This window comes from Dyella sp. KRB-257 (assembly GCF_049445995.1).
Lineage (GTDB): Bacteria > Pseudomonadota > Gammaproteobacteria > Xanthomonadales > Rhodanobacteraceae > Dyella_A.
The window spans coordinates 29,748-54,373 of record NZ_JBMSDZ010000011.1 but is presented as its reverse complement, the minus strand read 5'-3'; the positions used below and the strand labels follow the sequence as shown (position 1 = coordinate 54,373).

Annotated in this window: 21 protein-coding genes; 10 read left to right on the top strand and 11 right to left on the bottom strand. The window is 69.0% G+C overall.

Going from position 1 to position 24,626, the window contains the following annotated elements; all coding sequences use genetic code 11:
• The first annotated feature begins 46 nt into the window (after nucleotides 1–46).
• On the top strand, nucleotides 47–157 hold the full coding sequence (locus ACO2Q2_RS10415; protein ID WP_423255697.1) for an RcnB family protein: 111 nt from the start codon (nucleotides 47–49) through the stop codon (nucleotides 155–157).
• Nucleotides 158–237: 80 nt separating this feature from the next.
• Here ACO2Q2_RS10415 and ACO2Q2_RS10410 read toward each other — a convergent pair whose 3' ends face one another.
• The 8 genes from ACO2Q2_RS10410 to ACO2Q2_RS10375 all read right to left on the bottom strand — a co-directional run bounded on the left by ACO2Q2_RS10410 (nucleotide 238) and on the right by ACO2Q2_RS10375 (nucleotide 8,160).
• Nucleotides 238–807, bottom strand: a complete 570-nt coding sequence (locus tag ACO2Q2_RS10410) for a GNAT family N-acetyltransferase (RefSeq protein WP_423255696.1) — start codon at nucleotides 805–807, stop codon at nucleotides 238–240.
• The gene (locus ACO2Q2_RS10405; protein WP_423255695.1) at nucleotides 804–1,283 is read right to left on the bottom strand and encodes a GNAT family N-acetyltransferase; all 480 of its coding nucleotides are present in this window, start codon (nucleotides 1,281–1,283) and stop codon (nucleotides 804–806) included. The genes ACO2Q2_RS10410 and ACO2Q2_RS10405 overlap by 4 nt, the downstream gene beginning before the upstream one ends.
• Entirely contained in the window at nucleotides 1,280–1,867 is a 588-nt protein-coding gene (locus ACO2Q2_RS10400; protein WP_423255694.1) for a YdeI/OmpD-associated family protein, read from the bottom strand. Before ACO2Q2_RS10400 ends, ACO2Q2_RS10405 begins: the two co-directional genes overlap by 4 nt.
• Before the next feature lie 13 nt (nucleotides 1,868–1,880).
• The gene (locus tag ACO2Q2_RS10395; protein ID WP_423255693.1) at nucleotides 1,881–2,378 is read right to left on the bottom strand and encodes a GNAT family N-acetyltransferase; all 498 of its coding nucleotides are present in this window, start codon (nucleotides 2,376–2,378) and stop codon (nucleotides 1,881–1,883) included.
• The gene (locus ACO2Q2_RS10390; protein ID WP_423255692.1) at nucleotides 2,375–3,712 is read right to left on the bottom strand and encodes an amidohydrolase family protein; all 1,338 of its coding nucleotides are present in this window, start codon (nucleotides 3,710–3,712) and stop codon (nucleotides 2,375–2,377) included. Before ACO2Q2_RS10390 ends, ACO2Q2_RS10395 begins: the two co-directional genes overlap by 4 nt.
• Nucleotides 3,713–3,951: 239 nt before the next feature.
• Nucleotides 3,952–4,851 carry a hydroxymethylglutaryl-CoA lyase gene (locus ACO2Q2_RS10385; RefSeq protein ID WP_423255691.1) on the bottom strand — a complete coding sequence of 300 codons (900 nt, stop codon included), beginning with the start codon at nucleotides 4,849–4,851 and terminating at the stop codon, nucleotides 3,952–3,954.
• Between the two features lie 266 nt (nucleotides 4,852–5,117).
• Complete coding sequence (locus ACO2Q2_RS10380; RefSeq protein ID WP_423255690.1) at nucleotides 5,118–7,115, bottom strand: acetyl/propionyl/methylcrotonyl-CoA carboxylase subunit alpha; 1,998 nt, start codon at nucleotides 7,113–7,115, stop codon at nucleotides 5,118–5,120.
• A gap of 256 nt (nucleotides 7,116–7,371) precedes the next feature.
• Nucleotides 7,372–8,160 carry an enoyl-CoA hydratase-related protein gene (locus ACO2Q2_RS10375; protein WP_423255689.1) on the bottom strand — a complete coding sequence of 263 codons (789 nt, stop codon included), beginning with the start codon at nucleotides 8,158–8,160 and terminating at the stop codon, nucleotides 7,372–7,374.
• Nucleotides 8,161–8,279: 119 nt separating this feature from the next.
• Here ACO2Q2_RS10375 and ACO2Q2_RS10370 point away from each other — a divergent pair, with 119 nt between their 5' ends.
• From ACO2Q2_RS10370 to ACO2Q2_RS10345, 6 genes are all read left to right on the top strand, one after another.
• Nucleotides 8,280–8,525, top strand: coding sequence for a FeoA family protein (locus tag ACO2Q2_RS10370; RefSeq protein WP_423255688.1), 246 nt, complete (start codon nucleotides 8,280–8,282; stop codon nucleotides 8,523–8,525).
• A complete protein-coding gene (gene feoB, locus ACO2Q2_RS10365) occupies nucleotides 8,522–10,372 on the top strand; it encodes a ferrous iron transporter B (RefSeq protein ID WP_423255687.1) in 1,851 nt (616 codons plus the stop codon). Before ACO2Q2_RS10370 ends, feoB begins: the two co-directional genes overlap by 4 nt.
• On the top strand, nucleotides 10,369–10,674 hold the full coding sequence (locus ACO2Q2_RS10360; protein WP_423255686.1) for a DUF6587 family protein: 306 nt from the start codon (nucleotides 10,369–10,371) through the stop codon (nucleotides 10,672–10,674). Before feoB ends, ACO2Q2_RS10360 begins: the two co-directional genes overlap by 4 nt.
• Before the next feature lie 165 nt (nucleotides 10,675–10,839).
• Entirely contained in the window at nucleotides 10,840–11,175 is a 336-nt protein-coding gene (locus tag ACO2Q2_RS10355; protein WP_423255685.1) for a cupredoxin domain-containing protein, read from the top strand.
• Between the two features lie 4 nt (nucleotides 11,176–11,179).
• Nucleotides 11,180–12,043 (top strand): FTR1 family iron permease, encoded by an 864-nt coding sequence (locus ACO2Q2_RS10350; RefSeq protein WP_423255684.1) that lies wholly within the window; start codon nucleotides 11,180–11,182, stop codon nucleotides 12,041–12,043.
• Between the two features lie 298 nt (nucleotides 12,044–12,341).
• The gene (locus ACO2Q2_RS10345; protein ID WP_423255683.1) at nucleotides 12,342–13,130 is read left to right on the top strand and encodes a hypothetical protein; all 789 of its coding nucleotides are present in this window, start codon (nucleotides 12,342–12,344) and stop codon (nucleotides 13,128–13,130) included.
• 39 nt (nucleotides 13,131–13,169) lie between these two features.
• On the opposite strand, the gene ACO2Q2_RS10340 is transcribed toward ACO2Q2_RS10345, so the two are convergent.
• A complete protein-coding gene (locus ACO2Q2_RS10340; protein WP_423255682.1) occupies nucleotides 13,170–14,777 on the bottom strand; it encodes a carboxyl transferase domain-containing protein in 1,608 nt (535 codons plus the stop codon).
• Between the two features lie 337 nt (nucleotides 14,778–15,114).
• On the opposite strand from ACO2Q2_RS10340, the gene ACO2Q2_RS10335 reads away from it, so the two are divergent.
• Together ACO2Q2_RS10335 and ACO2Q2_RS10330 are read left to right on the top strand one after the other, a co-directional pair.
• Entirely contained in the window at nucleotides 15,115–17,157 is a 2,043-nt protein-coding gene (locus tag ACO2Q2_RS10335; protein WP_423255681.1) for a tetratricopeptide repeat-containing sulfotransferase family protein, read from the top strand.
• Nucleotides 17,158–17,246: 89 nt separating this feature from the next.
• Nucleotides 17,247–19,667, top strand: a complete 2,421-nt coding sequence (locus tag ACO2Q2_RS10330; protein ID WP_423255680.1) for a TonB-dependent receptor — start codon at nucleotides 17,247–17,249, stop codon at nucleotides 19,665–19,667.
• A 169-nt stretch (nucleotides 19,668–19,836) separates the two neighbouring features.
• Here the strand turns inward: ACO2Q2_RS10330 and ACO2Q2_RS10325 are convergent, their stop codons facing one another.
• Together ACO2Q2_RS10325 and ACO2Q2_RS10320 are read right to left on the bottom strand one after the other, a co-directional pair.
• Nucleotides 19,837–20,244, bottom strand: coding sequence for a hypothetical protein (locus tag ACO2Q2_RS10325; protein ID WP_423255679.1), 408 nt, complete (start codon nucleotides 20,242–20,244; stop codon nucleotides 19,837–19,839).
• 162 nt (nucleotides 20,245–20,406) lie between these two features.
• Nucleotides 20,407–21,591: a thiolase family protein gene (locus ACO2Q2_RS10320; protein WP_423255678.1), complete on the bottom strand. Its 1,185-nt coding sequence runs from the start codon at nucleotides 21,589–21,591 to the stop codon at nucleotides 20,407–20,409.
• A 205-nt stretch (nucleotides 21,592–21,796) separates the two neighbouring features.
• On the opposite strand from ACO2Q2_RS10320, the gene ACO2Q2_RS10315 reads away from it, so the two are divergent.
• The gene (locus ACO2Q2_RS10315) at nucleotides 21,797–24,601 is read left to right on the top strand and encodes a S8 family serine peptidase (RefSeq protein WP_423255766.1); all 2,805 of its coding nucleotides are present in this window, start codon (nucleotides 21,797–21,799) and stop codon (nucleotides 24,599–24,601) included.
• Nucleotides 24,602–24,626 lie beyond the last annotated feature (25 nt).

The window sequence follows — 24,626 nt, the reverse complement described above, 5'->3', positions numbered from 1 at the left end:
GTTGCACGAGAGACAGGGCGGGGCCGTTTCCACCTGGAGTGTGTACATGAACATCAAGAAATCGCTCGGCTACGAATACGTGCGCAGCGACAACGGCGAGTACCTGTTGATTGCAGCGGCTACCGGCGTGATCGCCAGCATCATCGCCGGCAACTGAGCGTCCGGTTGCAAGGGCCGGAGAGGCCACTTTCGAACCCCGCGCAAGCGGGGTTCTTTGATGGTGCGGGGCGCGCGCGATCAGCCAGCCACGGACAGCCGCTGCCATGCACGGGAGGCACGCAGCGCGCGGAACGGAATCAGCGGTGTGGGCGGATTCGCCGGTTCGCCGAGCGTCTTCTGCCACACGCCCACGTCCCACCACTGGTCCAGCTTGTAGCCGGCCTGGCGCCACACGCCGGCGGGGGTGAAACCCATCGCCTCGTGCGCCGTCACGCTCACCGCGCCGGGCAGGGTGATCACGCCCACCGCCTGGTAGATGTTCTGCATGCGCATCGCGTCGAGCAGCGTGCCGTACAGCCGGCGCGCGATGCCGCGGCGCTGCGCCTCGGGGCGCACGTAGATCGAGGTCTCGGCAATCCAGTCGTAGGCGGCGCGTTCGCGGAAGCGGCTGGCGTAGGCGTAGGCCAGCACCTCGCCGGCCTCCTCCCAGACCAGCCACGGGTAGTGCTCCAGCCGCGCCAGCACGCGCTCGCGCATCGCCTCGACGCACGGCGGCACGGTCTCGAAGGTGGCTGCCCCTTCGAGCACGTGCGGCAGATAGATGGCGTGGAACGCGGTGGCGTCGGCACCGGTGGCGATGCGGATCATGCGAGCACCTTCGCCATGCACACGCTGCGGGGATTGGCGTGATGCTCGCCGAACGGCGGGCAGCGGCGGTAGCCGGCGCGTTCGTAGAGTTCCAGCGCCTCGGCCTGTGCGGTGCCGGCCTCCAGCTTCACCATGCGGCCGCCGCGGCTGCGCACGTGTGCTTCCATCGCTTCGAGCAGTTGCTTGCCCAGGCCCAGTCCGCGACAGGCCGGCAGCACGTACATGCGCTTGATCTCCACGTACTCGCCCTCGTCGATGCAGGCACCGCAGGCCACCGGAGCGCCGTCCACGCGGGCGGTGAGCAGGGTGACCTGCGGGCGCTGCAGCGCAGCCAGCGACACCGGCTCGATGTTGCCGGTGGGATGCAGCTCGGCGAGGTAGCCGTCGCTTGGCTCGATCAGCGGACGCAGCTCGGGGCGGGCCGGATCGTCGATGCGGAATTCGAGACGGGGCGGGGCGGGGGTATCGGGGCTCACAGGTATTTCCAGTTGCGGTGCCTGCCCTCGGCCAGCCATTCCAGCGTGGTGGCGAGGCGCTTGCCGCGGGTGGCGGCGTTCTTCGCCTCGGTGATCCAGTCGGTGTATTCACGCTGCGCGCTGGGGCTGAACGCCTCGAAATGCCGCTTGGCCGCGGCATGCTTGCGCAGCGCGAGCGCGGCGGCAAGATCGTCCGGCACGGCGGGCGCAGGCTTGGCGGCGGCGCGCGAACGCGGTGATGGTGCGCCGGTTTCGATGCGCTGCATCGCCGCCTTCACCGCGGCCATCAAGGTGCGCTTGGGCGGCAGGTCACCGATCGCGGTGAGCTTGCCGTACTGGCCCATGCCATCGGCATCGCCGCCTTTCGCTTCCGGTTGCCAGAAGCCGAAGCCGCAGTGCTGCTTGAACGCCGCCATCATGCACAGCGGCCGGCGCCGGTATTCGAAGAACGGCATGCGCCACTTCAGCGTTTCGGCGGCATCGGGACAGGCGGCATGCACCACCGCGCGCAGATGCTCAAGCACCGGGCGCGCGAACGGTGCCGCGGCAGCGATGTAGCCATCCACGCGCGCGTCGGTGTTCATGGTGCACCTCCCTCTACAGGTCCAGCAGAAAGTAACGATCGCAGCTGAAGTGCCCGGTACCGCCCATCGGTGCGCCCAGCGGATTGAAGCCGGTGCGCTGGTACAGCGCCTGCGCCTGGTCCATGCCGGTGAGCGTCTCCAGGTAGCAGCGGGCGAAGCCGTGGGCGCGCGCGGCGTCCAGGCAGCGCTGCATCATGGCGGTGCCGGCGCCGATGCCGCGGGCTTCGGGCAGGAAATACATCTTGCGCAGCTCGCACACGTCCGGCTCGGCGTTCTGCAATGGCGCCACGCCCGCGCCGCCGACCACGCGGCCGTCCCGCTCGACTACGAAATAGCTGCAGCGCGGCTGCGCGTAGGCCTCGGTCATGTGGTCGACCTCGGGGTCGTGGATGGCAAAGCCGGGGCCGTCGGCGCCGAAGCTCGGCATCACGGTACGGATCACTTGGGCGACGGCGGCGTCGTCGCGCGTCTCGATGGGGCGGATGGCGAAGGAGGTGGTGCGTTCGGTCATGGTGTCGTCGGGGATGGTGTGGTCGGGGATGCGGGGATTCGATAGACGGTGCCGTTCTTCATCACGAACACCGGGTGGCGCAGCGCCTGGATGTCGCGGCTGGGGTCGCCGGCAAACGCGGCCAGGTCGGCGAACTGGCCCGGCGCGATATGGCCGAAGTGGTCCTGCTCGCGCAGCACGCGCGCGGCCACGTCGGTGGCCGCGTGCAGCGCCTGCGCGGGCGTCATGCCGTCGGCGACCATCAGCGCCGGCTCGCGCCAGTTCTCGCCGTGCGCGAACACGCCCACGTCGCTGCCGTTGCCGATGGTCACGCCCACTTTCAGTGCGGTGCGGAAGGCGTGCTCAGCCTCCTTCATCGCTGGCGTCGGGGCGGACTGGCCCGGCACGTAGTGCTGGAAGTATTCGGAAGTGGCTTCCACCGCGGTGAGCGTGGGCTCGTAGGCGATGCCCTTGCGCTTCATCAGGCGGAAGGTGGCCTCGCTGGTGCCGTAGCCGTGCTCGATGGTGTCTACCCCGGCCTCCACCGCGTTGCGCACGCCGGCCTCGCTGGCGGCATGGGCGGCGACCGGGCGGCCGATCTGGTGCGCGGCGTCGACGATCGCCCGGATCTCCGCCGGCGACAGCGTGGGCATGGTCTCGCCGTGGTCGCCCACGCGGTAGTCGGCGTACAGCTTGATCCAGTCCGCGCCGCGCGCGGCCTGCTCGCGCACGGCGGCCACGGCGGCATCCACGCCGGTGACCGACTGCGCGCCCTGCGGCAGGTCGAGGTCGGGGCGGAAGCCACGCGGCCCCGGGCCGTAGCTGGCGGTGGCGACGATGGCGCGGGTGGCGACGAACATGCGCGGGCCGGGGATCAGCCCGTCGTCGATGGCGCGCTTGATCGACACGTCGGCGAAGCCGGCACCCTCGGTGCCCAGGTCGCGCAGCGCGGTGAAGCCGGCCCGCAGCGTGGCTTTCGCATGGCCCGCGGCTTCCAGCGTGCGGTAGTCCTGCGGCTCGGTGAGCACCTGGTCGTTCCACAGCGTCTCGTTGTACGGATGCAGGAACAGGTGCGAGTGCAGGTCGATCAGGCCGGGCGTGAGCGTGCTGCCGGGCAGGGCGATGCGTTCGGCGCCGGCGGGCGCCTTGATCGTGTCGATCGGACCGACCGCGGCCACCTTGCCGTCATGCACCAGCACCGCCCAGCCGGCGTGCGCGGCGTCGCCATCGGCGGTCCATACGCGGTCGGGCAGCAGCAGGGTGTCCTTTGCCGGCGCTTCGGCAGCCGTGGCCCCGGGTGCGATGGACAGCAGTGCGGCGCAGACCGCAGACCAGACGTCGTGACGTACGCGCATCGGATTTCCCCTTGAAATGTTCTCTCCTTGCCGATTCTAGCGGCGCCCGCCGTGATGTTTCGCCCGACCATGGCAGGAGCGCACCCTGTGCGCGACCACCCGCAGAGCTGATCAAACATGCGCCGCTCCCGCTGAGATTGCGTGTTCAGTCCAACCCCATCGCCGGGATCCCGATCTCCGGGGCCGGGGTCGCGCACAGGGTGCGCTCCTACCCGATGGTCGGGCGCTTGTGCGGCGGCTCAGGCCGCCGTACGCGCGCGGGTCACCCGGCTGGCGGTTTCCTTGTGCAGCTGCGCCGAGAGCCATGCGCCGGTGGCGACCAGCAGGTCCAGATCCACGCCGGTGTGCAGGCCCATGCCGTGCAGCATGTAGACCACGTCCTCGCTGGCCACGTTGCCCGTGGCGCCTTTCGCGTACGGGCAACCGCCGGTGCCGGAGACGGCACTGTCGACCACGCGCACGCCTTCCTCCAGGCAGGCCAGGATGTTGGCCAGCGCCTGGCCGTAGGTGTCGTGGAAATGCACGGCAAGCGCCTTCATCGGCACCTCGGCGGCCACCGCGCGCAGCATGGCGCGCGCCTTCGCCGGGGTGCCCACGCCGATGGTGTCGCCCAGCGACACCTCGTAGCAGCCCGCCGCGTGCAGCCGCCGGGCCACGCGCACCACGTCGGCCACCGGCACCTCGCCCTGGTACGGGCAGCCGAGCACGGTGGAGACGTAGCCGCGCACCTTCACGCCGTCGGCCTGCGCGCGCTCCAGCACCGGCAGAAAGCGCTCGATCGATGCGTCGATCGAGGCGTTGATGTTCTTGCGGTTGAACGCCTCGCTGGCCGCGGAGAACACCGCCACCTCGGTCGCGCCCACGGCGCGGGCGCGCTCGTAGCCCTGCAGGTTCGGCACCAGCACCGGATAGCTCACGCCCGGCACCTTGCGGATGCCGGTGAACACCTCGGCCGCATCGGCCAGCTGCGGCACCCACTTCGGGCTGACGAAGCTGGTGGCCTCGATGGTTTGCAGGCCGGTGGAAGACAGCCGGTCGATCAGTGCGATCTTCACCGCGGTCGGCAGGAGGGTCTTCTCGTTCTGCAGGCCGTCGCGGGCGCCGACTTCGACGATGCGGACGTGGTTGGAAGGGTCCATCGCGGTTCTCCGGTCTCAAAATTCGGTAGAAGCCCACCCTGTGGGCGATAAATACGGCAACGAAGCGAAGAGCGTTCGCGCACAGGGTGCGCTCCTACACGCGGATGGTGGGTAGGAGCCCACCCTGTGGGCGATCGATGCGGCAACGAAGCGAGGAGCGTTCGCGCACAGGGTGCGCTCCTACACGCGGATGGTGGGTAGGAGCCCACCCTGTGGGCGACCGATGCCGCAACGAAGCGAAGAGCGTTCGCGCCCAGGGTGCCGGCTCATTCGCTGAAGCGGACCAGCACCGCGTCGGCCTCGACGAACTCGCCCTCGTTGGCGCTCACGCTTTCGATGGTGCCGGCGCGTGGCGCCTTCAAGGCGAGTTCCATCTTCATCGCTTCCATCACCAGCAGTTCCTGGCCCTGCTCGACGTGGTCGCCGGCTGCGGCCTTCACCAGCACGATGCGGCCGGGCATCGGTGCGAGGAGCTGGTTGCCGACGGCGGCATCTTCGCTGGACCAGGCGTACGCGGCGGCGCGAGCGAGGCGGTAGCGCTGGCCGTCGAGGTCGTGCAGCAGAACGCGGCTGGCATCGGCACGCAGTGGCAGGCGTATCGACTCGTCGTCGAAGCGCGCGCTCAGGATCTCGCCGTCGTGGCGTGCCCCGCGAACCTCGCAGCGGTTTTCGCCATGACGCAAGCAGTAATCGCCATCGTGGCCGTGGGCATCCACTTCGTACCGATGGTCGCGCAGCGACAGCGCCACCACACGCCTGCCGGCATGCCCGATGCGCCAGGCGTCGGCCCGCGCCCAGGGCGAATGCGGGTCGTGGCCGTGCAGGCCCCGGCTGGCGGCCGCGCATTCGTCGTGGAGCAATGCTGCCGTCGCCGCCGCGAACAACACCCGATCGGGCGGGGCGACGTCGCCGACGAGAAACTCGTCCAGGTGGCGGTCGAGGTAGCCGGTGTCGATGCGCCCCTCGATCACGCAAGGATGGCGCGCCAGCCGTTCGAGGAAGGCGATGTTGGACTTCGGCCCGGCGATCTCGCACGCGGCCAGCGCCTCGCGCAGGCGCAGCAGGGCGCGCGGGCGATCGGCGTCGTACACGATCAGCTTGGCGATCATCGGGTCATAGAAGATGGTGACCGTGTCGCCCTCGATCACGCCGCCATCCAGCCGCACATGCCTCGAAGGCTCGGGCAGGCGCAGGCGCAGCAGCCTGCCCGAGCCGGGCAGGAAGTTCTGCTCCGGATCCTCCGCGTACAGGCGCACCTCGATGGCGTGGCCGTGGGCGCGGATCTGCTCCTGCGCCAGCGGCAGCGGCTCGCCTGCGGCCACGCGCAGCTGCCATTCGACCAGATCCAGCCCCAGCGTCAGCTCGGTGACCGGATGCTCGACCTGCAGGCGCGTGTTCATCTCCATGAAGAAGAACTCGCCGGTCGGCGCCACGATGAACTCCACCGTGCCGGCACCAACGTAGTTCACCGCCCTGGCCGCCGCTACGGCGGCTTCGCCCATCGCCGCGCGTCGCGCCTCGTCGAGGAAGGGCGAGGGCGTTTCCTCCAGCACCTTCTGGTAGCGGCGCTGCGCCGAGCATTCGCGCTCGTTGAGGTGGATGACCCGGCCCTGGCTGTCGCCGAACACCTGGAACTCGATATGCCGCGGATGCTCGACGTAGCGCTCCAGGATCACCCGCGCGTCGCCGAACGAGGACTGCGCCTCGCGCTGCGCCGAGGCCAGCGCGTCGGCGAACTCGGCTTCCTTGCGCACGATGCGCATGCCCTTGCCGCCGCCGCCGGCCGCGGCCTTGATCATCAGCGGGAAGCCGGTGGCGCACGCCTGTTCGGCGAGGAAGGTGCCGTCCTGGTTGTCACCGTGGTAGCCGGGCACCAGCGGCACGCCGTGGCGCTCCATCAGCGCCTTGGCGGCGGCCTTGGAGCCCATCGCCTCGATGCTCTCCGGCCGCGGCCCGATGAAGGCGATGCCGGCGTCGCTGCAGGCGCGGGCGAAACCGGTGTTCTCGGAGAGGAAGCCGTAGCCGGGGTGGATGGCCTGCGCGCCGGCCTTCTTCGCCACCGCCAGGATCGCCGCGCCGCGCAGGTAGGAGTCGGCCGGGCGCGGACCGCCGATCGGGAACGCTTCGTCGGCCAGGCGCACATGCTGGGCGTCGGCGTCCGCTTCGGAATAGACCGCGATGGTGCGGATGCCGAGCCGGCGGCAGGTGCGGATCACGCGGCAGGCGATCTCGCCGCGGTTGGCAATCAAAACGCGCTCGAACATGCGAAGTCCCTGGATGGCGTGCGCCGCGATGCAAAGTCCGAAACGGTAGCAGAACGGCGGTTTTCAGCCGATGCGCAGCGCAGCAAGGGGGCGTCGTGGAGATGGATCGGGTGTTGTTGCGGCGCGAGGGATGGTCGCGCACAGGGTGCTACGGGGACCCCGCCTGTAGGAGCTCACCCTGTGAGCGACGGATGCAGCCTCAGGGCACAGGGTGGTCGCGCACAGGGTGCGTTCCTACGCGGTGCATGTTGGATGACTACACCACCCAGGCCGCCGCCCGCTTGGCGAGAAAGGCGCCCAGCCCTTCCTGCCCCTCGGCCGACACCCGCAGCCGGGCGATCAGCGCGGCGTTCGCCTCGTCGATGCGCTCGGCGCTGGCCTCGTCCAGTCCGGCCATGCCCAGCGCCAGTGTCTTGGCCTCGGCCTGTGCGGCCGGGCCGGCCTTGGCGAGGAAGCCCAGCACGCGCTGCACGGCATCGTCCAGCTGTTCGCGCGGCACGGCCTCGTGCAGCAGGCCGATGTGCGCCGCGGCGGCCGCGTCGAAGAACTCGCCGGTGAGGAACAGCCGGCGCGCCTGGCGCAGGCCGATCGCGGCGATGACGTAGGGCGAGATCACCGCCGGCACCAGGCCGAGCTTCACTTCGGTGAGCCCGAACCTGGCACCCTCCACGCCGATGGCGATGTCGCAGCAGGCGATCAAGCCCACGCCGCCGCCGAAGGCTGCACCGTTGACCCGGGCGATGGTGGGTTTGGGGCAGAACTGCAGGCGGCGCATGAGGCGGGCCAGGCGCAGCGAATCCTCGCGGTTTTCGCGCTCACCGGCCTGCGCCATCGAGCGCATCCAGGTCAGGTCGGCGCCGGCGGAGAAGCTTTCGCCTTCGCCGGTGAGCACCACGGTGCGCACGTTCTGGTCGCGGCCGGCGTCGTCGATCGCGGCGGTCAGTTCGGCGATCAGCGCGTCGTCGAAGGCGTTGTGCACCTCGGGCCGGTTCAGCGCGATGCGGCGCACGCGGTCCTGGTCGGTGATCGAGAGGCGGCTCGTCATGGCGAAGTCCCTGGCAAAGAACCGGGATGATAAACGCCCGCACACCGGGAAACGGGCTTGAGTGCGGCGCTGCAGGGAACGATATACAATGCGAACCATTCCTATTTAGGCCAAAGCCTGTGCGCCTGTCCGACTTGCCCAAGGGTTCGCCTGCCGTGGTGGACCGCGTGGATGACGCCCATCTGGACGATGCGATCGCCCAGCGCCTGCGCGATCTCGGCTTCGTTGCGGGCGAACCGGTGCGCCTGGTGGCGCGCGGTCCGCTGGGGGCCGATCCGCTGCTGATCCTGATCGGTTCCACCCGCTTCGCCCTGCGGCGCAGCGAGGCGGCGCGCGTCACGGTGCGACTGCAGGAGGCGGCGTGAGCGCCAGCACCTTGCGCATCGCCCTGGTCGGCAATCCCAACTGCGGCAAGACCGCGCTGTTCAACCAGCTCACCGGCGGCCGGCAGAAGGTGGCCAACTACGCCGGCGTGACGGTGGAGCGCAAGGAGGGCCGTTTCACCGCGCCGTCCGGCCGCGTGCTGCATCTGCTCGATCTGCCCGGCACCTACAGCCTGGATGCGAACAGCCCCGACGAGCAGATCACCCGCGACGTCTGCGCCGGCATCTACCCGGGCGAGCCGGCGCCGGACCTGATCGTGTGCGTGGCCGATGCCACCAACCTGCGCCTGCACCTGCGCTTCGTGCTCGAGGTGAAGCGACTGGGACGCCCGGTGGTGCTGGCGCTGAACATGATGGACACCGCGCGCCGCCGCGGCATCGCCATTGACGTGGCGGAACTCTCGCGCCGGCTCGGCATGCCGGTGGTGGAAACCGTGGCCGTGCGTCGCGGCGGCGCCCGCGCGCTGATCGCGCGCGTGGACGGCGAGGTGCCGCCGGCCGCGCCGGTGCAGGCGGACGACCCGGCCAGCCGCGCCGACCTGCATGCGCTGGTGCGCGAGTTGCTCGCCGCCACGGTGGTGATGCCCTCGGCGACCGATCGGCTGGACGACGCGATCGACCGCTGGGCGCTGCACCCGGTGTTCGGGCTGGCGATCCTGGCGGTGCTGATGTTCCTGATCTTCCAGGCGGTGTTCTCGTGGGCACAGCCGCTGATGGACGGCATCGAGGCCGGGGTGACGGCACTGGGCGGCTGGGTCAGCTCGGCGCTGCCGGCCGGCAGCGCGCTGCACAGCCTGCTCAACGACGGCATCTTCGCCGGGCTCGGCGCCGTGCTGGTGTTCCTGCCGCAGATCCTGATCCTGTTCCTGTTCATCCTGATTCTGGAGGAGTCGGGCTACCTGCCGCGTGCGGCCTTCCTGCTCGACAAGCTGATGTTCAAGGCCGGGCTCACCGGGCGGGCGTTCATTCCGCTGCTGTCGAGCTTCGCCTGCGCGATCCCCGGCATCATGGCCACGCGCAGCATCACCGACCCGCGCGATCGGCTCACCACGATCCTGGTGGCGCCGCTGATGACCTGCTCGGCGCGCCTGCCGGTGTACACGCTGCTGATTGCCGCGTTCATCCCGCAGCGCACGGTGTGGGGCGTGTTCAACCTGCAGGGCGTGGTGCTGTTCACGCTGTACTTCGCCGGGGTGGCCAGCGCGCTGGCGGTGGCGTTCGTGATCAAGCGCTTGGGCCGCGACAAGAGCGAGCATGCGCTGCTGATGGAGCTTCCCTCGTATCGCCTGCCCAACGTGCGTGACGTGGCCCTGGGGCTGTGGGAGCGGGCCAAGGTGTTCCTCAAGCGGGTCGGCGGGATCATCCTCGCGCTCACCGTGATCCTGTGGTTTCTCTCCAGTTTCCCGGGGCCGCCGCCGGGCGCCACCGGGCCGGCGATCGACTACAGCCTGGCCGGGCGGCTGGGCCACGCGCTGCACTACGTGTTCGCGCCGATCGGCTTCAACTGGCAGATCTGCATTGCGCTGGTGCCGGGGCTGGCCGCGCGCGAGGTGGCGGTGTCGGCGCTGGGCACGGTGTACGCGATGTCCGGCGGCGACGATTCCATCGCCAGCCAGCTCGGCCCGCTGATCGCCCACCAGTGGTCGCTGGCCACCGCGCTCAGTCTGCTGGCGTGGTACGTGTTCGCGCCGCAGTGCATGTCGACGCTGGCGGTGATCCGCCGCGAGACCAACTCCTGGCGCAACGTGGCGATCGCCGCCGGCTACCTGTTCGGTCTGGCGTATCTCGCTTCGTTCATCACCTACCAGCTGGCGCGGGTGCTCTGGTGAGCGCGTTCGCCGTCGTGCAGACAGTGGTGCTGGCCGGCGTGCTGGCGGCCAGCGCGTGGGTGGCCTTCCGCAAGCTGATGCCGGCGACCAGCAAGCGCTTGCTCGCGCGGCTCTGTGCGGCGCTGGAGTCGCCGCAGCGCGGCCCCGTGGCCCATCGCCTGGCGCGCTGGCTGCGGCCCGCCGAGGCCAGGGCCGGCGCTTGCGGCAGCGGTGACGGCTGCGATGCCTGCGGCGGTTGTGGATCGGCCGTACCGTCGTCGGTCCAGAGGCAGCCGCTGGAGTTCAAGTCGCGCTCGCGCTGATCCGGCCTGGATACGGGCCGGGCGGGTCGCGGTCTCGTGGTCACCGTTGAATCCGGCGGCATGGCCGGCCCCGACGCGCCGTGCCCGCAGCGGCCTGCATCGTATTGCACATCCGAATGATAACTACTATCATTTACAGAACTCACGAATGCGGTGAAACATTCCATGTCCCGAATCCTTGTCCTTGCCTCTGCACTTTGCCTGGCCGCGCTGGCGTCCGCGGCGCACGCCGACGACCAGCCGGAATTCAGGCTCGTGCTGCAGAACCACGTCTACCAGCCGGCCGAGCTCAAAGTGCCGGCCGGCGTGCGCTTCAAGCTGCTGATCGAGAACCGCGACGCCAGTCCGGAAGAGTTCGAGAGCACCGATTTCAGCCGCGAGAAGATCGTGCTGCCGAACAGCACGACCAGTGTCTACGTCGGTCCGCTGAAGGCCGGCAGCTACCGCTTCTTCGGCGACTTCCACCAGGACACGGCCCAGGGCCGTCTGATCGCGGAGTGATGCCATGCCCGGCGTAGCGTTGCTGGTTTTTCGCGAGGTGATGGAGGCGGCGCTGATCATCTCCATCATCTGTGCCGCCACGCGCGGCATCGACCGGCGCGGGCTGTACGTGGCCGGCGGCATTGGCCTGGGCCTGCTCGGCGCGGTACTGGTGGCGCTGGGTGCCGGGGCCATCGCGCAACTGGCGCATGGGGTCGGCCAGGAGCTGATGAACGCTACCGTGCTGCTGGCGGCGGTGGCGATGATCGGCTGGCACGTGGTGTGGATGGCGCGCCACTCGCGTGAGCTGGCCCAGCACATGGGCGCGGTGGGGCAGGCGGTGAAGGCCGGTTCCAGTTCGCTCACCCTGTTGCTCGCGGTGGTGGGGCTGGCGGTGCTGCGCGAAGGCTCCGAGGTGGTGCTGTTCGTCTATTCGATGGCGATGGGCGGCATCGGCGTCGCCGGCCTGGTCGGCGGCATCGCGCTCGGCGTGGCCAGCGGCGTGCTGCTGGGCTACGGGTTGTACGTCGGCCTGCTGCGCATTCCGATGAAGCATTTCTTCCGCGCCACCAACGTGATGCTGGTGCTGCTCGCGGCCGGGCTGGCCTCCAGCGCGGCGCGCTTCCTGGTGCAGGCCAACAAGTTGCCGGCCTGGGGCGAACAGCTGTGGGACACCTCGGCGCTGCTTTCCAACGGTTCGCTCGCCGGCAAGACGCTGGGCGTGCTGGTGGGTTACGACGCCTCGCCCGCCGGCATCCAGCTGGCGTTCTACGCGGTCACCGCGATCGCCTTGTTCGCCGGCATGCGCTGGTTGGGTACACCGCCTGCGCAGGCTGCGCCGCGCGGCGCGTCGGCGGCTTCGGCCGGCACGCCGCAACCGCAGCACTGAGAGGCTGAGAAAAAATCGCCCGCCTACTGCGACCGCCGCCAAACGTCCGTGCCGGCGGCGCGCTGCGGGCAAATCCGGGTCATTTGGTTCACCAAACTCCCCGGATTTGCCCCCAATGCACCTTGTCACGAACGCTTGGCGGCGCTCTCGCTACGGCGGGCGAATTTTTCTCAGCCTCTGACTCCATTCGTTGCGTACCCGCGCCGTGCGGTCCGGCCGCGCGCGGGAGGGCGCTGCGCGCCACGCCGTTCCACCTTCGCACGCTGTCTCCATCTCTCGACTTTTGAGGAACCCACGCATGTCTTCCATCCTTGCCCCCCGCATCGCCGCTCCTGGGACGGTACCGCCATCGGGCCATCGGCCGACTTCGCGGCGACGGTTGGCGCCGATGCTGGTGTTGCCGCTCTGGGTCGCCGCGAGCTTCGCACATGCCGACGACTTCATCGTCTATTCGCCACACGTGACCGCCACCCAGAGCGAAATCGAGGTGCGCGGCTACGGTTTCAGCGACGGGCGTGCCGCCATCAACGGCGAGCGCGCGGCCGAGCTTTCCTTCGCACATGCATTCAACGGCTGGTGGAAGCCCGAGCTGTACGTGGCCGAATACAAAAAGGAACCGGGTGCCAGAGGCAAGCTGATCGGCTACGAATTCGAGAACACCTTCCAGTTCACCGAGCCGGGCCGCTACTGGGCGGACGTCGGCATGCTCGCGTCCTACGGTCGTCCCAAAGGCGGTGGCCCGGCCGAAATCGAGGTGGGGCCGCTGTTCGAAAAAGCGGTGGGCCGTTTCGATCACCGCATCAACCTGATCTGGGAGCGCAAGATTGGCGCCGGCGCGCCACGCGGCACCGGATTCCGTTACAGCTATGCCGGCAGCTACGCGGTATCGAGGGCGTTCCGCCCCGGCATCGAGGCGTACGGCCGGGAGGCCGACAATGCCTATCACGCGGGTCCGACCGTCAGTGGCGAATGGCATGTGCCCGGCAGCCAGGGCAACCTGGAATATCGCGTCGGCCTGCTTCTGGGCATCAATGCGGCGGCGCCGCGTCGAACCTGGGTGGCCCAGTTGGCCTACGAGTTCTTCTGATCGTGCTGCGCGCGCCCCGCCTGGCCGGGACGCGCGCGATCACATGCGGAACACGCCGAAGCGTCCGGGCTCGATCGGCGCGTTGAGCGAGGCGGAGATCGCCAGGCCCAGCACCCGCCGGGTGTCGACCGGGTCGATGATGCCGTCGTCCCACAGCCGCGCGCTGGCGTAGTAGGGATGGCCCTGGCGTTCGTACTGCTCGCGGATCGGCGCCTTGAACGCCTCCTCTTCTTCCGCGCTCCAGCGCTTGCCGGCCGCCTCGATGCCATCGCGCTTGACCGTGGCCAGCACGCTGGCCGCCTGCTCGCCGCCCATCACGCTGATCCGCGCGTTCGGCCACATCCACAGGAAACGCGCGCCGTAGGCGCGGCCACACATCGCGTAGTTGCCGGCGCCGAAGCTGCCGCCGATCACCACGGTGAACTTCGGCACGTGCGAGCACGCCACGGCGGTGACCATCTTGGCGCCGTCCTTGGCAATACCCGCCTGCTCGTACTTCTTGCCGACCATGAAGCCGGTGATGTTCTGCAAAAACACCAGCGGCACGTTGCGCTGGTTGCACAGCTCGATGAAGTGCGCGCCCTTGAGCGCGCTCTCGGCGAACAGGATGCCGTTGTTGGCGACGATGCCCACCGGGTAGCCGTGGATGTGCGCGAAGCCGCAGACCAGGGTCTTGCCGTAGCGCGCCTTGAATTCGTGGAACTCCGAGCCGTCGACAATACGCGCGATCACTTCGCGGATATCGAACGGGCGGCGGGTGTCCTGCGGGATCACGCCGTACAGTTCCTCGGCCGGGTACTTCGGTTCGATCGGGGTGCGCAGGGCGAGCGGCATCTCCTTGGTGCGGTTGAGATGGCCCACGATGTCGCGGGCGATCGCCAGCGCGTGCGCATCATTTTCCGCATAGTGGTCAGCCACGCCGGAGATGGACGTATGGACGTCCGCGCCGCCCAGCGTCTCGGCGTCCACCACCTCGCCGGTGGCGGCCTTCACCAGCGGCGGGCCGCCGAGGAAGATCGTGCCCTGTTCGCGCACGATGATGGTCTCGTCGCTCATCGCCGGCACATAGGCGCCGCCGGCCGTGCAGCTGCCCATCACCACGGCGATCTGCGGGATGTTGAGCGAGGACATCCGCGCCTGGTTGTAGAAGATGCGGCCGAAGTGCTCCTTGTCCGGAAACACCTCGTCCTGCAGCGGCAGGAACGCTCCGCCGGAGTCGACCAGGTAGACACAGGGCAGGCGGTTTTCCAGTGCCACTTCCTGCGCGCGCAGATGCTTCTTCACCGTCATCGGGAAGTAGGTGCCGCCCTTGACCGTGGCGTCGTTGGCCACCACCACCACCTCGAGGCCGGCGACGCGGCCGATGCCGGTGATGAGGCCGGCCGCGGGCGCGGCATCGTCGTACATGCCGTGCGCGGCCAGCGCGGAGAGCTCCAGGAACGGCGAGCCCGGATCGAGCAGGGCGCGGATGCGCTCGCGCGGCAGCAGCTTGCCGCGCGTGGCGTGCCTGTCGCGCGCCTTGGCGCCGCCGCCCTCGGCGGCCTTCGCCAGCTCCCGCTGCAGGTCGTCCACCGCCGTGCGCAGCTGCGCCGCGTTGGCCTGGAACTCGGGCGACCGGGGGTCGATCTGCGAGGCGATCACACTCATGGGCAAGGCTGCCGTGCACAAGGAAAACCGCGATGATAGCGGCGCGGCGCGAGCGGCCCATTACGCACCGCCGCAAAGCGGGGCGCTGTGGCGAAGCACCTGCAGGGGCCGGCCATGTCCCCTGCGCCGGTGCGGCAGGGCATGTGCCGGGCGGGATGTCGGAAGGGGTGCCGCACGTCCGGCGAACGCGTCCATCGCAAACGATTGCGAGCGCGTCGGCGGCTGACCTCTATGCGTCGCCCGATTTCGACGATAGATTGCCGGGAAGTCCAGGGGGGATTCTCGTCGTCATGCCTTGTCGCGTGTTTCCGCAGTTTCATTTGCAACCGTGCTGTCGATGACGGCAGCGGCCGCCACCGGTTCGGTCGAGCAGGCGCTCGCGCACGCCGAGCGCCTGCTCGTGCGCGATCCGGCGCTGGCGGAGGAGCAGGTGGGCGAAATCCTCAAGGCGGTGCCGGGACATCCGGCCGCCCTGCGCCTGCTGGCCGCGGCCCGCGCGGCGCAGGGCAACGGGGTCGGCGCGCTGGCGGTACTCGAACCGCTGGCCGCGAGCCAGCCCGCCTGGGCGATGCTGCAGTTCGAGCTGGGCCTGGCCCTGGCCCAGCTCGGGCGGTACGCCGAGGCGGTGTCGGCGATGCGCCGGGCGCTGACGCTCAAGCCTGATCTGCCGCAGGCCTGGCGCGTGCTGGCCGACCAGTTGCACGCGATCGGCGACGTCGACGGCGCTGGCGAGGCCTATCTCAACCATGTGCGCCACGCGGCCGCCGACCCGCGCCTGATCGCCGCGGGCGCCGCGCTGGCGGACGAGCGCATCCCCGCAGCCGAAGGTCTGCTGCGCCAGCACCTGCGCGAGGCGCCGACCGACGTGGCGGCGATCCGCATGTTCGCCGAGCTGGCGGCCCGGGTCGGTCGCACCGACGAAGCCCGGCAGTTGCTGGAGCGCTGCCTCGAACTGGCGCCGGGCTTCCATGCCGCCCGGCAGAACTACGCGCTGCTGCTGCACCGGAGCAACCAGCCGGAGCAGGCGCTGGTCGAGATCGAGCGCCTGCTGGCGGCCGAGCCGGGGCACCCGGCGCACCGCAATCTCAAGGCGGTGGTGTTGTGCCGGATCGGCGACTACCACACCGCAATCGACCTCTACGCCGACCTGCTTGCCGAATACCCGGACAACGCGCCGGTATGGATGAGCTACGGCCATGCGCTGAAGACCGCCGGCCTCACCGGTCGCGCGATTGATGCGTACCGGCGCGCGCTGGCGAGCGCGCCGTCGTTCGGCGAAGCCTGGTGGAGCCTGGCCAACCTCAAGACCTTTCGCTTCGGCGGCGACGACGTGGCCACCATGCGCGCGCAGCTGGCCCGCACGGACCTGTCCGACGACGACCGCCTGCATCTGGATTTCGCGCTGGGCAAGGCGCTGGAAGATGCCGGCGATTACGCCGGATCGTTCCGCCACTACGCTGCCGGCAACGCCCGCCGTCGTGCGCAGCTGCGCTACGACGCCGACGAGACGCATGCGCGGGTCGAGCACATCCGCCGCCAGTACACGCGCGAATTCTTTGCCGAGCGTGCCGGCAGCGGCTGCGACGCGCGCGATCCGATCTTCATCGTCGGCCTGCCGCGCTCGGGCTCCACCCTGATCGAGCAGATCCTGTCCAGCCACAGCCAGGTGGAAGGCACGATGGAGTTGCCGGAGATCACCTCGATCACCCGGCTGCTGCGCGAGCAGGCCGGGGACGACAGTCCCATGCCGTACCACGACGCGCTGGCCCGGCTCGACCCCGACGCGCTGCGCGAGCTGGGCGAGCGCTATCTGGCGCATACGCGCATCCAGCGCAAGACCGCGGCACCGCTGTTCATCGACAAGATGCCGAACAACTTCATGCACATCGGGCTGATCCAGCTGATGCTGCCCAACGCGATCATCATCGACGCGCGGCGGCATCCGATGGCGTGCTGCTTCTCCGGCTTCAAGCAGCATTTCGCGCGCGGGCAGAGTTTCAGCTACAGCCTGAGCGACATGGGGCGCTATTACCGCGACTACGTGGCGCTCATGGCGCACTATGACGCGGTGCTGCCGGGGCGCGTGCACCGGGTGATCTACGAGCGGATGGTGGACGACACCGAGGGCGAGGTGCGCCGGCTGCTGGCGCACTGCAGGCTGCCGTTCGAGGAGGCGTGCCTGCGCTTCTTCGAGAACGCGCGTCCGGTGCGCACCGCCAGCTCCGAGCAGGTGCGCCGGCCGATCTATCGCGAGAGCGTGGAGCAGTGGCGGCACTACGCGCCGTGGCTGGAACCGCTGGAGCAGAGTTTGGGAGCGGTGCTGCGGGCCTATCCCGCGGTGCCGCAAGACGGGGAAGTCTGGCAACACCGCAATCCATAAATCCAGGTTGTTTACTTGAGGGAGGGGAACCGATGCATCGATACCGCAATACACCAGTTTCCGGGAACGTGCGCAGGCGCCTGTCCCGCATGCCGTTGGCCGCCGCGATCTGCCTGGCCATCGCCGCGCCCGCGTTCGCCCAGGACGCCAGTACGCCGTCGCCCACCGCGCCGCCGAAGGACCAGAAGGTGGCCCAGCTCAGCGCCGTGACGGTGACGGCGCAGAAGCGCACGGAGAACCTGCAGAAGGTGCCGATCAGCATCCAGGTGCTGGGCACCGAGAAGATCGAGCAGCTGCACATCAGCAACTTCGACGACTACGTGAAGTACCTGCCCAGCGTGTCCTACCAGAGCCTGGCGCCCGGCTTCTCCGAGATCTACATGCGCGGCATCGCCAGCGGCGGTGACGGCAACCACTCCGCTTCAAGGCCCAGCGTGGGCGTGTATCTGGACGAGCAGCCGGTCACCACCGTCACCGGTCCGCTCGACATCCACATGTACGACATCGCCCGCGTCGAGGTGCTGGCCGGCCCGCAGGGTACGCTCTACGGTGCCAGTGCCCAGGCCGGTGCCCTGCGCATCATCACCAACAAGCCCGATCCCGGCGGTTTCGCCGCCAGCTACTCGGCCGGCATCGACTCGGTTGCCAACGGCGGCATCGGTCACGTGGTGGAAGGCATGGTCAACGTGCCGATCTCCAGGACGGCCGCGATCCGCCTGGTCGGCTGGCACGAGCGTGATGCCGGCTACGTCGACAACGTTGCCGGCACGCGCACCTATCCAAGCTGGGGCGGCACGGTCAGCAATGCCCCCACGTGCACGCCCGGCAGCCTGCTGGTGTGCACGCATGCGGCCAGGAAGAACTACAACAGCAACGACATCAACGGCGCGCGTGCGGCGCTGAAGGTCGACCTCAACGAGGACTGGTCGATCAACGGCACCTTCATGGGCCAGAAGACCACCACCCACGGCAACATGGCCAGCGACGAGACGCTTGGCGATCTCTCGATCACCCACTTCTACCCCGAGCGTTCGACCGATCGCTGGTGGCAGGCGGCGATGACGGTGCAGGGCAAGATCGGCAACTTCGACCTGACCTATGCCTACGCGCACCTCAAGCGTGACCAGGAAGAGCACAACGACTACAGCGACTATTCGTTCTGGTATGACACGCTGTACGGCTACGGCGCATACATCTACGACAACAGCGGCGCGCTGATCAATCCGTCGCAGTACATCATCGGCAAGGACCACTACACCATGGACAGCCACGAGCTGCGCCTGGCGTCGCCGAAGGAGGACCGCCTGCGCGTGGTCGGTGGACTGTTCTGGGAAAAGTCGGTGCACGACATCGAACAGCGCTACAAGATCGACGGCCTGTCCGACGCGCTCACCGTGCCCGGCTGGCCCAGCACCATCTGGCTCACCGAGCAGGTACGCACCGACAAGGACGAGGCCGTCTTCGGCGAGCTGTCCTACGACCTCATCCCCGATACCCTCACGGCGACCATCGGCGGGCGCTATTTCCGCGCCGACAACAGCCTGGGCGGTTTCTACGGGTTCAGCAAAGGCTTCTCCCCGGGATCGAGCTACGGCGAGGCGGGCTGCATCTCGCCCATGCCGTATCGCGGCGCGCCGTGCCTGGACTTCAACAAGAACGTCAAGGAAACCGGTTCGCTCGGCAAGATCAACCTGACCTGGAACATCACGCCGACCAAGATGGTCTACGCGACCCGTTCGGAAGGCTACCGCCCCGGCGGCATCAACCGCCGCGGTTCGCTGCCGCCGTACAAGTCGGACTACCTGACCAACTACGAGCTGGGCTGGAAGACCACCTGGCTCAACAACCGGCTGTCGTTCAACGGCTCGGTGTTCCAGGAGGAATGGAAGGACTTCCAGTTCAGCATCCTGGGCGCCAACGGCCTGACCGAGATCCGCAACGCCAACCAGGCCCGGGTCCGCGGCATGGAGACGGAGCTGACCTGGGCGGCCACCTACAACCTGCAGCTCAGCGGTGGCCTGGCCTTCTACGACGCCAAGCTCACGGCGAACTACTGCGGCTTTACCGATGCCACCGGCAAGCCGGTCACCGAGTGCCCCACGCCGCAAGCCCCGAAGGGCAGCCGGTTGCCCGTGACGCCGAAGTTCAAGGGCAACCTGGTGGCCCGTTATTCGTGGGACGTCGGTCAAAACGAGGCCTTCGTGCAGGGGGCGGTGGTGCATGTCGGCCAGCGCCGTTCCGACCTGCGCACCGTCGAAAACGGTCTGATCGGCAATCTGCCGGCCTACACCACCTTCGATCTCTCCGCCGGATTCAACTGGAGCAGTTTCTCGGTGGACCTGTACGTCAACAACGTGTTCGACGAACGGGCGGCGCTCTACAGGTACGCCGAGTGCGCCGCGGCGACATGCGCGGCGCACGGCGTGGTGCCGCAGTATCCCAACGGCCAGGTCTACACGGTCACCAACCAGCCGCGGACGATCGGCGTGCGCTTCACCCAGAACTTCTAGTTCCGGAACATTCGCCATGCGCGGTCGAAGCCCCGGTGCAACCGGGGCTTTTTTACCCGGTGGAATACATGGCCGAACGCCCCGGCTCGGCAGCCTGTCTCATGGCGTCACAAAAAAACCGGCCACCCTGGGGTGGCCGGTTTCCTGTATCGAAAAACCCGCGGGCGGATTACTTGCCCGAAGCGTCCTTCGCGTTGTCGGCGGCGTCCTTGGCGGCGTCCGCAGCCTTATCGGCCTGGTTCGCAGCGTTGGAGGCAGCGTCCTTGGCATCCTTCGTCATGCCGTCGCCGGACGCGGTCATGCTCGACGCCGGGGCGCCAGCGGAAGCCGCAGCAGCGGCCTGCTTGGCCTGCTCGGCAGCCATGGAGGCCGTGTCCGAGGCCATCTTGGCCTGGTCAGCCGCCTGCTCGGTCGCCGCCGTCGGGGCAGTTGCAGCAGCCTTCTGGGCCTGGTCGGAAGCCTGCTGAGCCTGGTCAGCGGACTTCTGGGCGTCCTGCGCGGAATCCTGCGCGCCGTTGCTGCAAGCCGCCAGCAGCGCGACGAGCGCGGAGGCGAGTAGGGTACGCGTGAACTTCATAGTGGATCTCCTTTGCCGTGGAATGCCGTATGGCCGCGTATTAATAGCTCGTTCGGATGAAAGTCGCTACCGCTTTCTTGATACGCCGTAATGCACATTAACGTGTCTGTTAAGCATCAGCCTTGGGGGGCGCCTGGATTGTCGATCCGGGTGCGTGACGATTCAGTCGATGCGCTCCACTGCAATGGCCGTCGCCTCGCCGCCGCCGATGCACAGCGTGGCGATGCCGCGCTTGAGGCCACGCACTTCCAGCGCGTTGAGCAGGGTCACCACCAGGCGCGCGCCGCTGGCGCCGATCGGGTGGCCGAGCGCGCAGGCGCCGCCGTTGACGTTGACCTTGTCGTGCGAAATGCCCAGCTCCCTGATCGGCGCCATCGCCACCACGGCGAACGCCTCGTTGATCTCGAACAGGTCCACGTCACCGACTTTCCAGCCGGCCTTGGCCAGCACCTTCTGGATCGCGCCCACCGGCGCGGTGGTGAACCACTCCGGCTCCTGCGAATGGGTGGCGTGCGCCACGATGCGGGCGAGCGGCGCGAGGCCGCGCGCCTTGGCGTCGTCGGCCGAGAGCAGCACCACGGCGGCGGCGCCGTCGGAGATGCTCGACGAGCTGGCGGCGGTGATGGTGCCGTTGTCCTTCCTGAATGCCGGACGCAGGGTGGGGATCTTGCTGACGTCCGAGCGGCCGGGCTGCTCGTCGGTATCCACCACCACGTCGCCCTTGCGGCCGGTCACCGTGACCGGAGCGATCTCGCCGGCGAAGGCGCCGTTCTTCTGCGCCTCCAGCGCGCGGGTCACCGAGGTGGTGGCGAACGCGTCCTGCTCCTCGCGGGTGAAGTGGTACTTGTCGGCGCACAGTTCACCGAACACGCCCATCGCCTTGCCGTCGTACGGGTTGGTCAGGCCGTCCCATGCCATGTGGTCGACCAGCTGGCCGTCGCCGTAGCGGATGCCGGTGCGGGCGTTGACCATGTGCGGGGCGTTGGTCATCGACTCCATGCCGCCGGCCACCACCACGCCGACCGAGCCGGCCTTGATCAGATCGTGGCCGAGCATGATCGCCTTCATGCCCGAGCCGCACACCTTGTTGACGGTGGTGGCGCCGACCGACAGCGGCAGGCCGGCGTGGATCGACGCCTGGCGGGCCGGCGCCTGGCCGAGGTTGGCCGGCAGCACGCAGCCCATGATCACCTCGCCGACGTCGGCGGCCGGCACGCCGGACTGCTCCAGCGCGGCCTTGATCGCGGTGGCACCGAGCCTGGGCGCAGGCACGCCGGTGAACTGGCCGAGGAAGGAACCGATGGCGGTGCGCTTGGCACCGGCAATCACTACGCTGACGACAGACATGGGATTCTCCGGGGAAACCTGGGGCGCGATGGCGCGGTAGGAACCCTGCGATTATCGCAGCCGTCGGCGGAGGGCGGCAAACCATCGTTCGCGACGAGCTGGTGCGTCCCACGGCGGTAGGGTGTAATGCAACCGGTCGCGTTGTAGACAGGTTGGCGGAGGGGCCGCCCGTTCTCACGATCACGCTGCCGGGGGAGACACCATGATGAGCAAGCCAGGACGGGCGCCGATGCCGCGCCGCATGCCGTTGATGATTGCCGCCGCCCTCGGGCTGGCCGGCTGCGGAGGCGGTGGCGGCAACGTGCGTCCGACCAGTGCGCCGCCGCCGGCACCGGCATCGACGCCGACGGCGCAGCCGGATATCGATTCGCACCTGGCGCTGACCGACACCTACGCCGCGCACGCCGCCGGTTTCACTGGCGCCGGCGTGACCATCGGCGTCGTCGACACCGGCATCAACCCTGCCCACCCGGCGCTCACCGGGCGGGTCAAGGCGCTGCTCCTTTATGTCGATCCGGCGACCAACGACACCACCAGGGGCGACGTGGTCGGCCACGGCACCTGGGTCTCGCAGATCGCAGCCGGCCGGCCGTTCGGCCAGTGGCCGGGCGGCATCGCGCCGGATGCCGGGCTGGTCTCCGCGCGCATCATCAACGACACGCCGCCGAAGGACGACGGTTCGGGCCTGGGCAACAAGGTCATGCCGTCCGATGCGGATTTCTTCGGCCAGTACCTGCTGCCGGACCTGATCACCCAAGGCGTGCAGGTGATGAACAATTCCTGGGGCGGGCTGTATTTCGACCCGTCCAACGCGGCGGCGGTGGGCACCGCGTTCGGCAATGCGTTCCGTCCGTTCGTGGTCGACCACGATGGCCTGGTGGTGTTCGCCACCGGCAATGAGAGTCTCGGCGAGCCCTCCGATACCGCGGCCATTCCGTATTACGCGCCCGACCTGGAGCGCGGCTGGCTGACGGTGGCGGCGCTCGACACGCTGCATCCCACCCAACTGGCCAGTTACTCCAACGCCTGCGGCAAGGCGATGAACTACTGCCTGGTCGCGCCGGGCGACGTGGTCGTCACCGGTGCGGACGACACCGCGGGGCACCCCACCTATTACGTGGTCTCGGGCACCTCGTTCGCCACCCCGGCGGTGGCCGGTGCGGCGGCCGACGTGTGGCAGGCCTTCCCGTACTTCAACAACGACCTGGTGCGGCAGACCCTGCTGGGCACCGCCAAGGATCTCGGCGCGCCGGGCGTGGATGCCACCTTCGGCTACGGCCTGCTCGACGTGGGCAAGGCAGTGAAGGGACCGGCGCAGTTCAACTGGGGCGACGTCACCGTGAGCTTCAGTGGCTCGTCGAGCTGGGACAACCCGATCTCCGGCGCCGGCGGCCTGATCAAGCAGGGCTCGGGCACGCTCACGCTGAGCCAGCCCGCCACCTACACCGGCCTCACCCGGGTGCAGGGGGGCGGGCTGATCGCCGACTCGCTGGTCGGCAGCGTCGACATCGCATCGCTCGCCGCCTTCGGCGCCAACCACGTCGGCGGCAACGTCACCAACGCGGGCACGCTGGACCTGGGCAACGCCGGCGGCACCACCGTGGGTGGCAACTACGTGCAGCAGGCCGGCGGGCGGCTCGCGCTGTCGCTGGGCTCGTCGCTCACGGTGACCGGCACCGCCACGCTCAACGGCGGCGACCTCTACGTCTACGACAAGAACAGCAACTACACCATCAGTTCACACACCAACGTGCTCACCACCGGACAGGGCCTGAGCGGCACCTTCGACGCGCTCAACACGCCGAGCAACGTGCTGCTGACCGCCACGCTCAATTACGATGCCACCAGCGCCTGGCTCGACGTGACCCAGGTGAATGTCATCCAGGTGTCCGGCGCCAGCTACACCGCCGCCTCGTTCGGCGCGGCGCAGCGGGTGCAGGGCGCGTTCGAGCAGCTCAACGCGCAGTTCGGCGGTGGCGTCAGCCCGGTCTCGCCGGTGGGCAGCGAGTTCGTCGCCGGCGCCGCCAGCCTGCAGCATGTGATGAGCACGGCCGCCTTGCAGAGCTCGCTGCAGAGCCTGTCCGGCCAGCTGCATGCGGCCAGCGCGGCGATGACCTTCGAGGCGATCGACGCGGGCACGCGCGCGCTGTCCGACCACGTCGACCAGTTGCTCGACGGCCCGCAGGCCAGCGCGTGGAGCCAGAGCCTCGGCTATCACGGCGCGATGTCGCGTGCCGGCTACGGCAACGTGGGCGTGGACCTCAACGGCTGGATGACCGGCGCCGACCGCCGATTCGACACGCATGGCTTCGCCGGCTACGCGATCAGCCAGACCGACGGTCTCGGTCGCCTCGCCGAGTCGGTCGACCAGGGCCGCAGCCACGCGATGGAAGCGATGCTCTACGGCGGTGTGGTGAAGGGCTCGTGGTACGTGGTGGGCCGCTTCGGGGCGGGGCAGTATCGCGAGACCATGCGCCGCTCGGTGCAGCTCGGCAGCTTCGGCAGCGGCGTGGCCAGCAACACCCACGGCCGCTACGGCGTGGCCTATGGCGAAAGCGGCTACCGCTTCGGTGTCGGCGGCATGCACCTGACGCCCTACGCCAACCTGCAGTACGCGCAGATCCGCCGCGATGCCTTCAGCGAAACCGGCGGCTTCGGCTTCGGCCTGAAGACGCCCGCGCAGACCATCGCGCGCTGGCAGGCGGGTGCGGGCCTGCGCGCCAGCCAGGACTGGACGCTGGGCAACGGCTCGCGCCTGGAATGGACCGGCCGCCTGCAGTGGCAGCGCACGTTCGGCCTGCGCGGCGACGTGTTCGAGGCCAGCTTCACCGGCGTGAATCAGTGGGCGCCGGTGGGCGGCGTCGGGGTCGCGCGCTACGGCGGCATGATCGGCACCGGGCTGGACTGGACGATCTCCCCGCGCAGCAGCTTCGGGCTGGGCGTGGACCAATACCTGGGCCAGCGCGACCATGCGCGCATGGCGACGCTGAACTACCGGCTGGCGTTCTGAGCGACATCCATCGCCGCTGTGCAAC

Excerpts from the sequence above, each read along its gene's own strand:
- ACO2Q2_RS10415 (WP_423255697.1), top strand. The coding sequence starts at position 47 with ATGAACATCAAGAAATCGCTCGGCTACGAATACGTGCGCAGCGACAAC.
- ACO2Q2_RS10410 (WP_423255696.1), bottom strand. The coding sequence starts at position 807 with ATGATCCGCATCGCCACCGGTGCCGACGCCACCGCGTTCCACGCCATC.
- ACO2Q2_RS10400 (WP_423255694.1), bottom strand. The coding sequence starts at position 1,867 with ATGAACACCGACGCGCGCGTGGATGGCTACATCGCTGCCGCGGCACCG.
- ACO2Q2_RS10395 (WP_423255693.1), bottom strand. The coding sequence starts at position 2,378 with ATGACCGAACGCACCACCTCCTTCGCCATCCGCCCCATCGAGACGCGC.
- ACO2Q2_RS10390 (WP_423255692.1), bottom strand. The coding sequence starts at position 3,712 with ATGCGCGTACGTCACGACGTCTGGTCTGCGGTCTGCGCCGCACTGCTG.
- ACO2Q2_RS10385 (WP_423255691.1), bottom strand. The coding sequence starts at position 4,851 with ATGGACCCTTCCAACCACGTCCGCATCGTCGAAGTCGGCGCCCGCGAC.
- ACO2Q2_RS10380 (WP_423255690.1), bottom strand. The coding sequence starts at position 7,115 with ATGTTCGAGCGCGTTTTGATTGCCAACCGCGGCGAGATCGCCTGCCGC.
- ACO2Q2_RS10375 (WP_423255689.1), bottom strand. The coding sequence starts at position 8,160 with ATGACGAGCCGCCTCTCGATCACCGACCAGGACCGCGTGCGCCGCATC.
- ACO2Q2_RS10355 (WP_423255685.1), top strand. The coding sequence starts at position 10,840 with ATGTCCCGAATCCTTGTCCTTGCCTCTGCACTTTGCCTGGCCGCGCTG.
- ACO2Q2_RS10350 (WP_423255684.1), top strand. The coding sequence starts at position 11,180 with ATGCCCGGCGTAGCGTTGCTGGTTTTTCGCGAGGTGATGGAGGCGGCG.
- ACO2Q2_RS10345 (WP_423255683.1), top strand. The coding sequence starts at position 12,342 with ATGTCTTCCATCCTTGCCCCCCGCATCGCCGCTCCTGGGACGGTACCG.
- ACO2Q2_RS10340 (WP_423255682.1), bottom strand. The coding sequence starts at position 14,777 with ATGAGTGTGATCGCCTCGCAGATCGACCCCCGGTCGCCCGAGTTCCAG.
- ACO2Q2_RS10335 (WP_423255681.1), top strand. The coding sequence starts at position 15,115 with ATGACGGCAGCGGCCGCCACCGGTTCGGTCGAGCAGGCGCTCGCGCAC.
- ACO2Q2_RS10330 (WP_423255680.1), top strand. The coding sequence starts at position 17,247 with ATGCCGTTGGCCGCCGCGATCTGCCTGGCCATCGCCGCGCCCGCGTTC.
- ACO2Q2_RS10325 (WP_423255679.1), bottom strand. The coding sequence starts at position 20,244 with ATGAAGTTCACGCGTACCCTACTCGCCTCCGCGCTCGTCGCGCTGCTG.
- ACO2Q2_RS10320 (WP_423255678.1), bottom strand. The coding sequence starts at position 21,591 with ATGTCTGTCGTCAGCGTAGTGATTGCCGGTGCCAAGCGCACCGCCATC.
- ACO2Q2_RS10315 (WP_423255766.1), top strand. The coding sequence starts at position 21,797 with ATGAGCAAGCCAGGACGGGCGCCGATGCCGCGCCGCATGCCGTTGATG.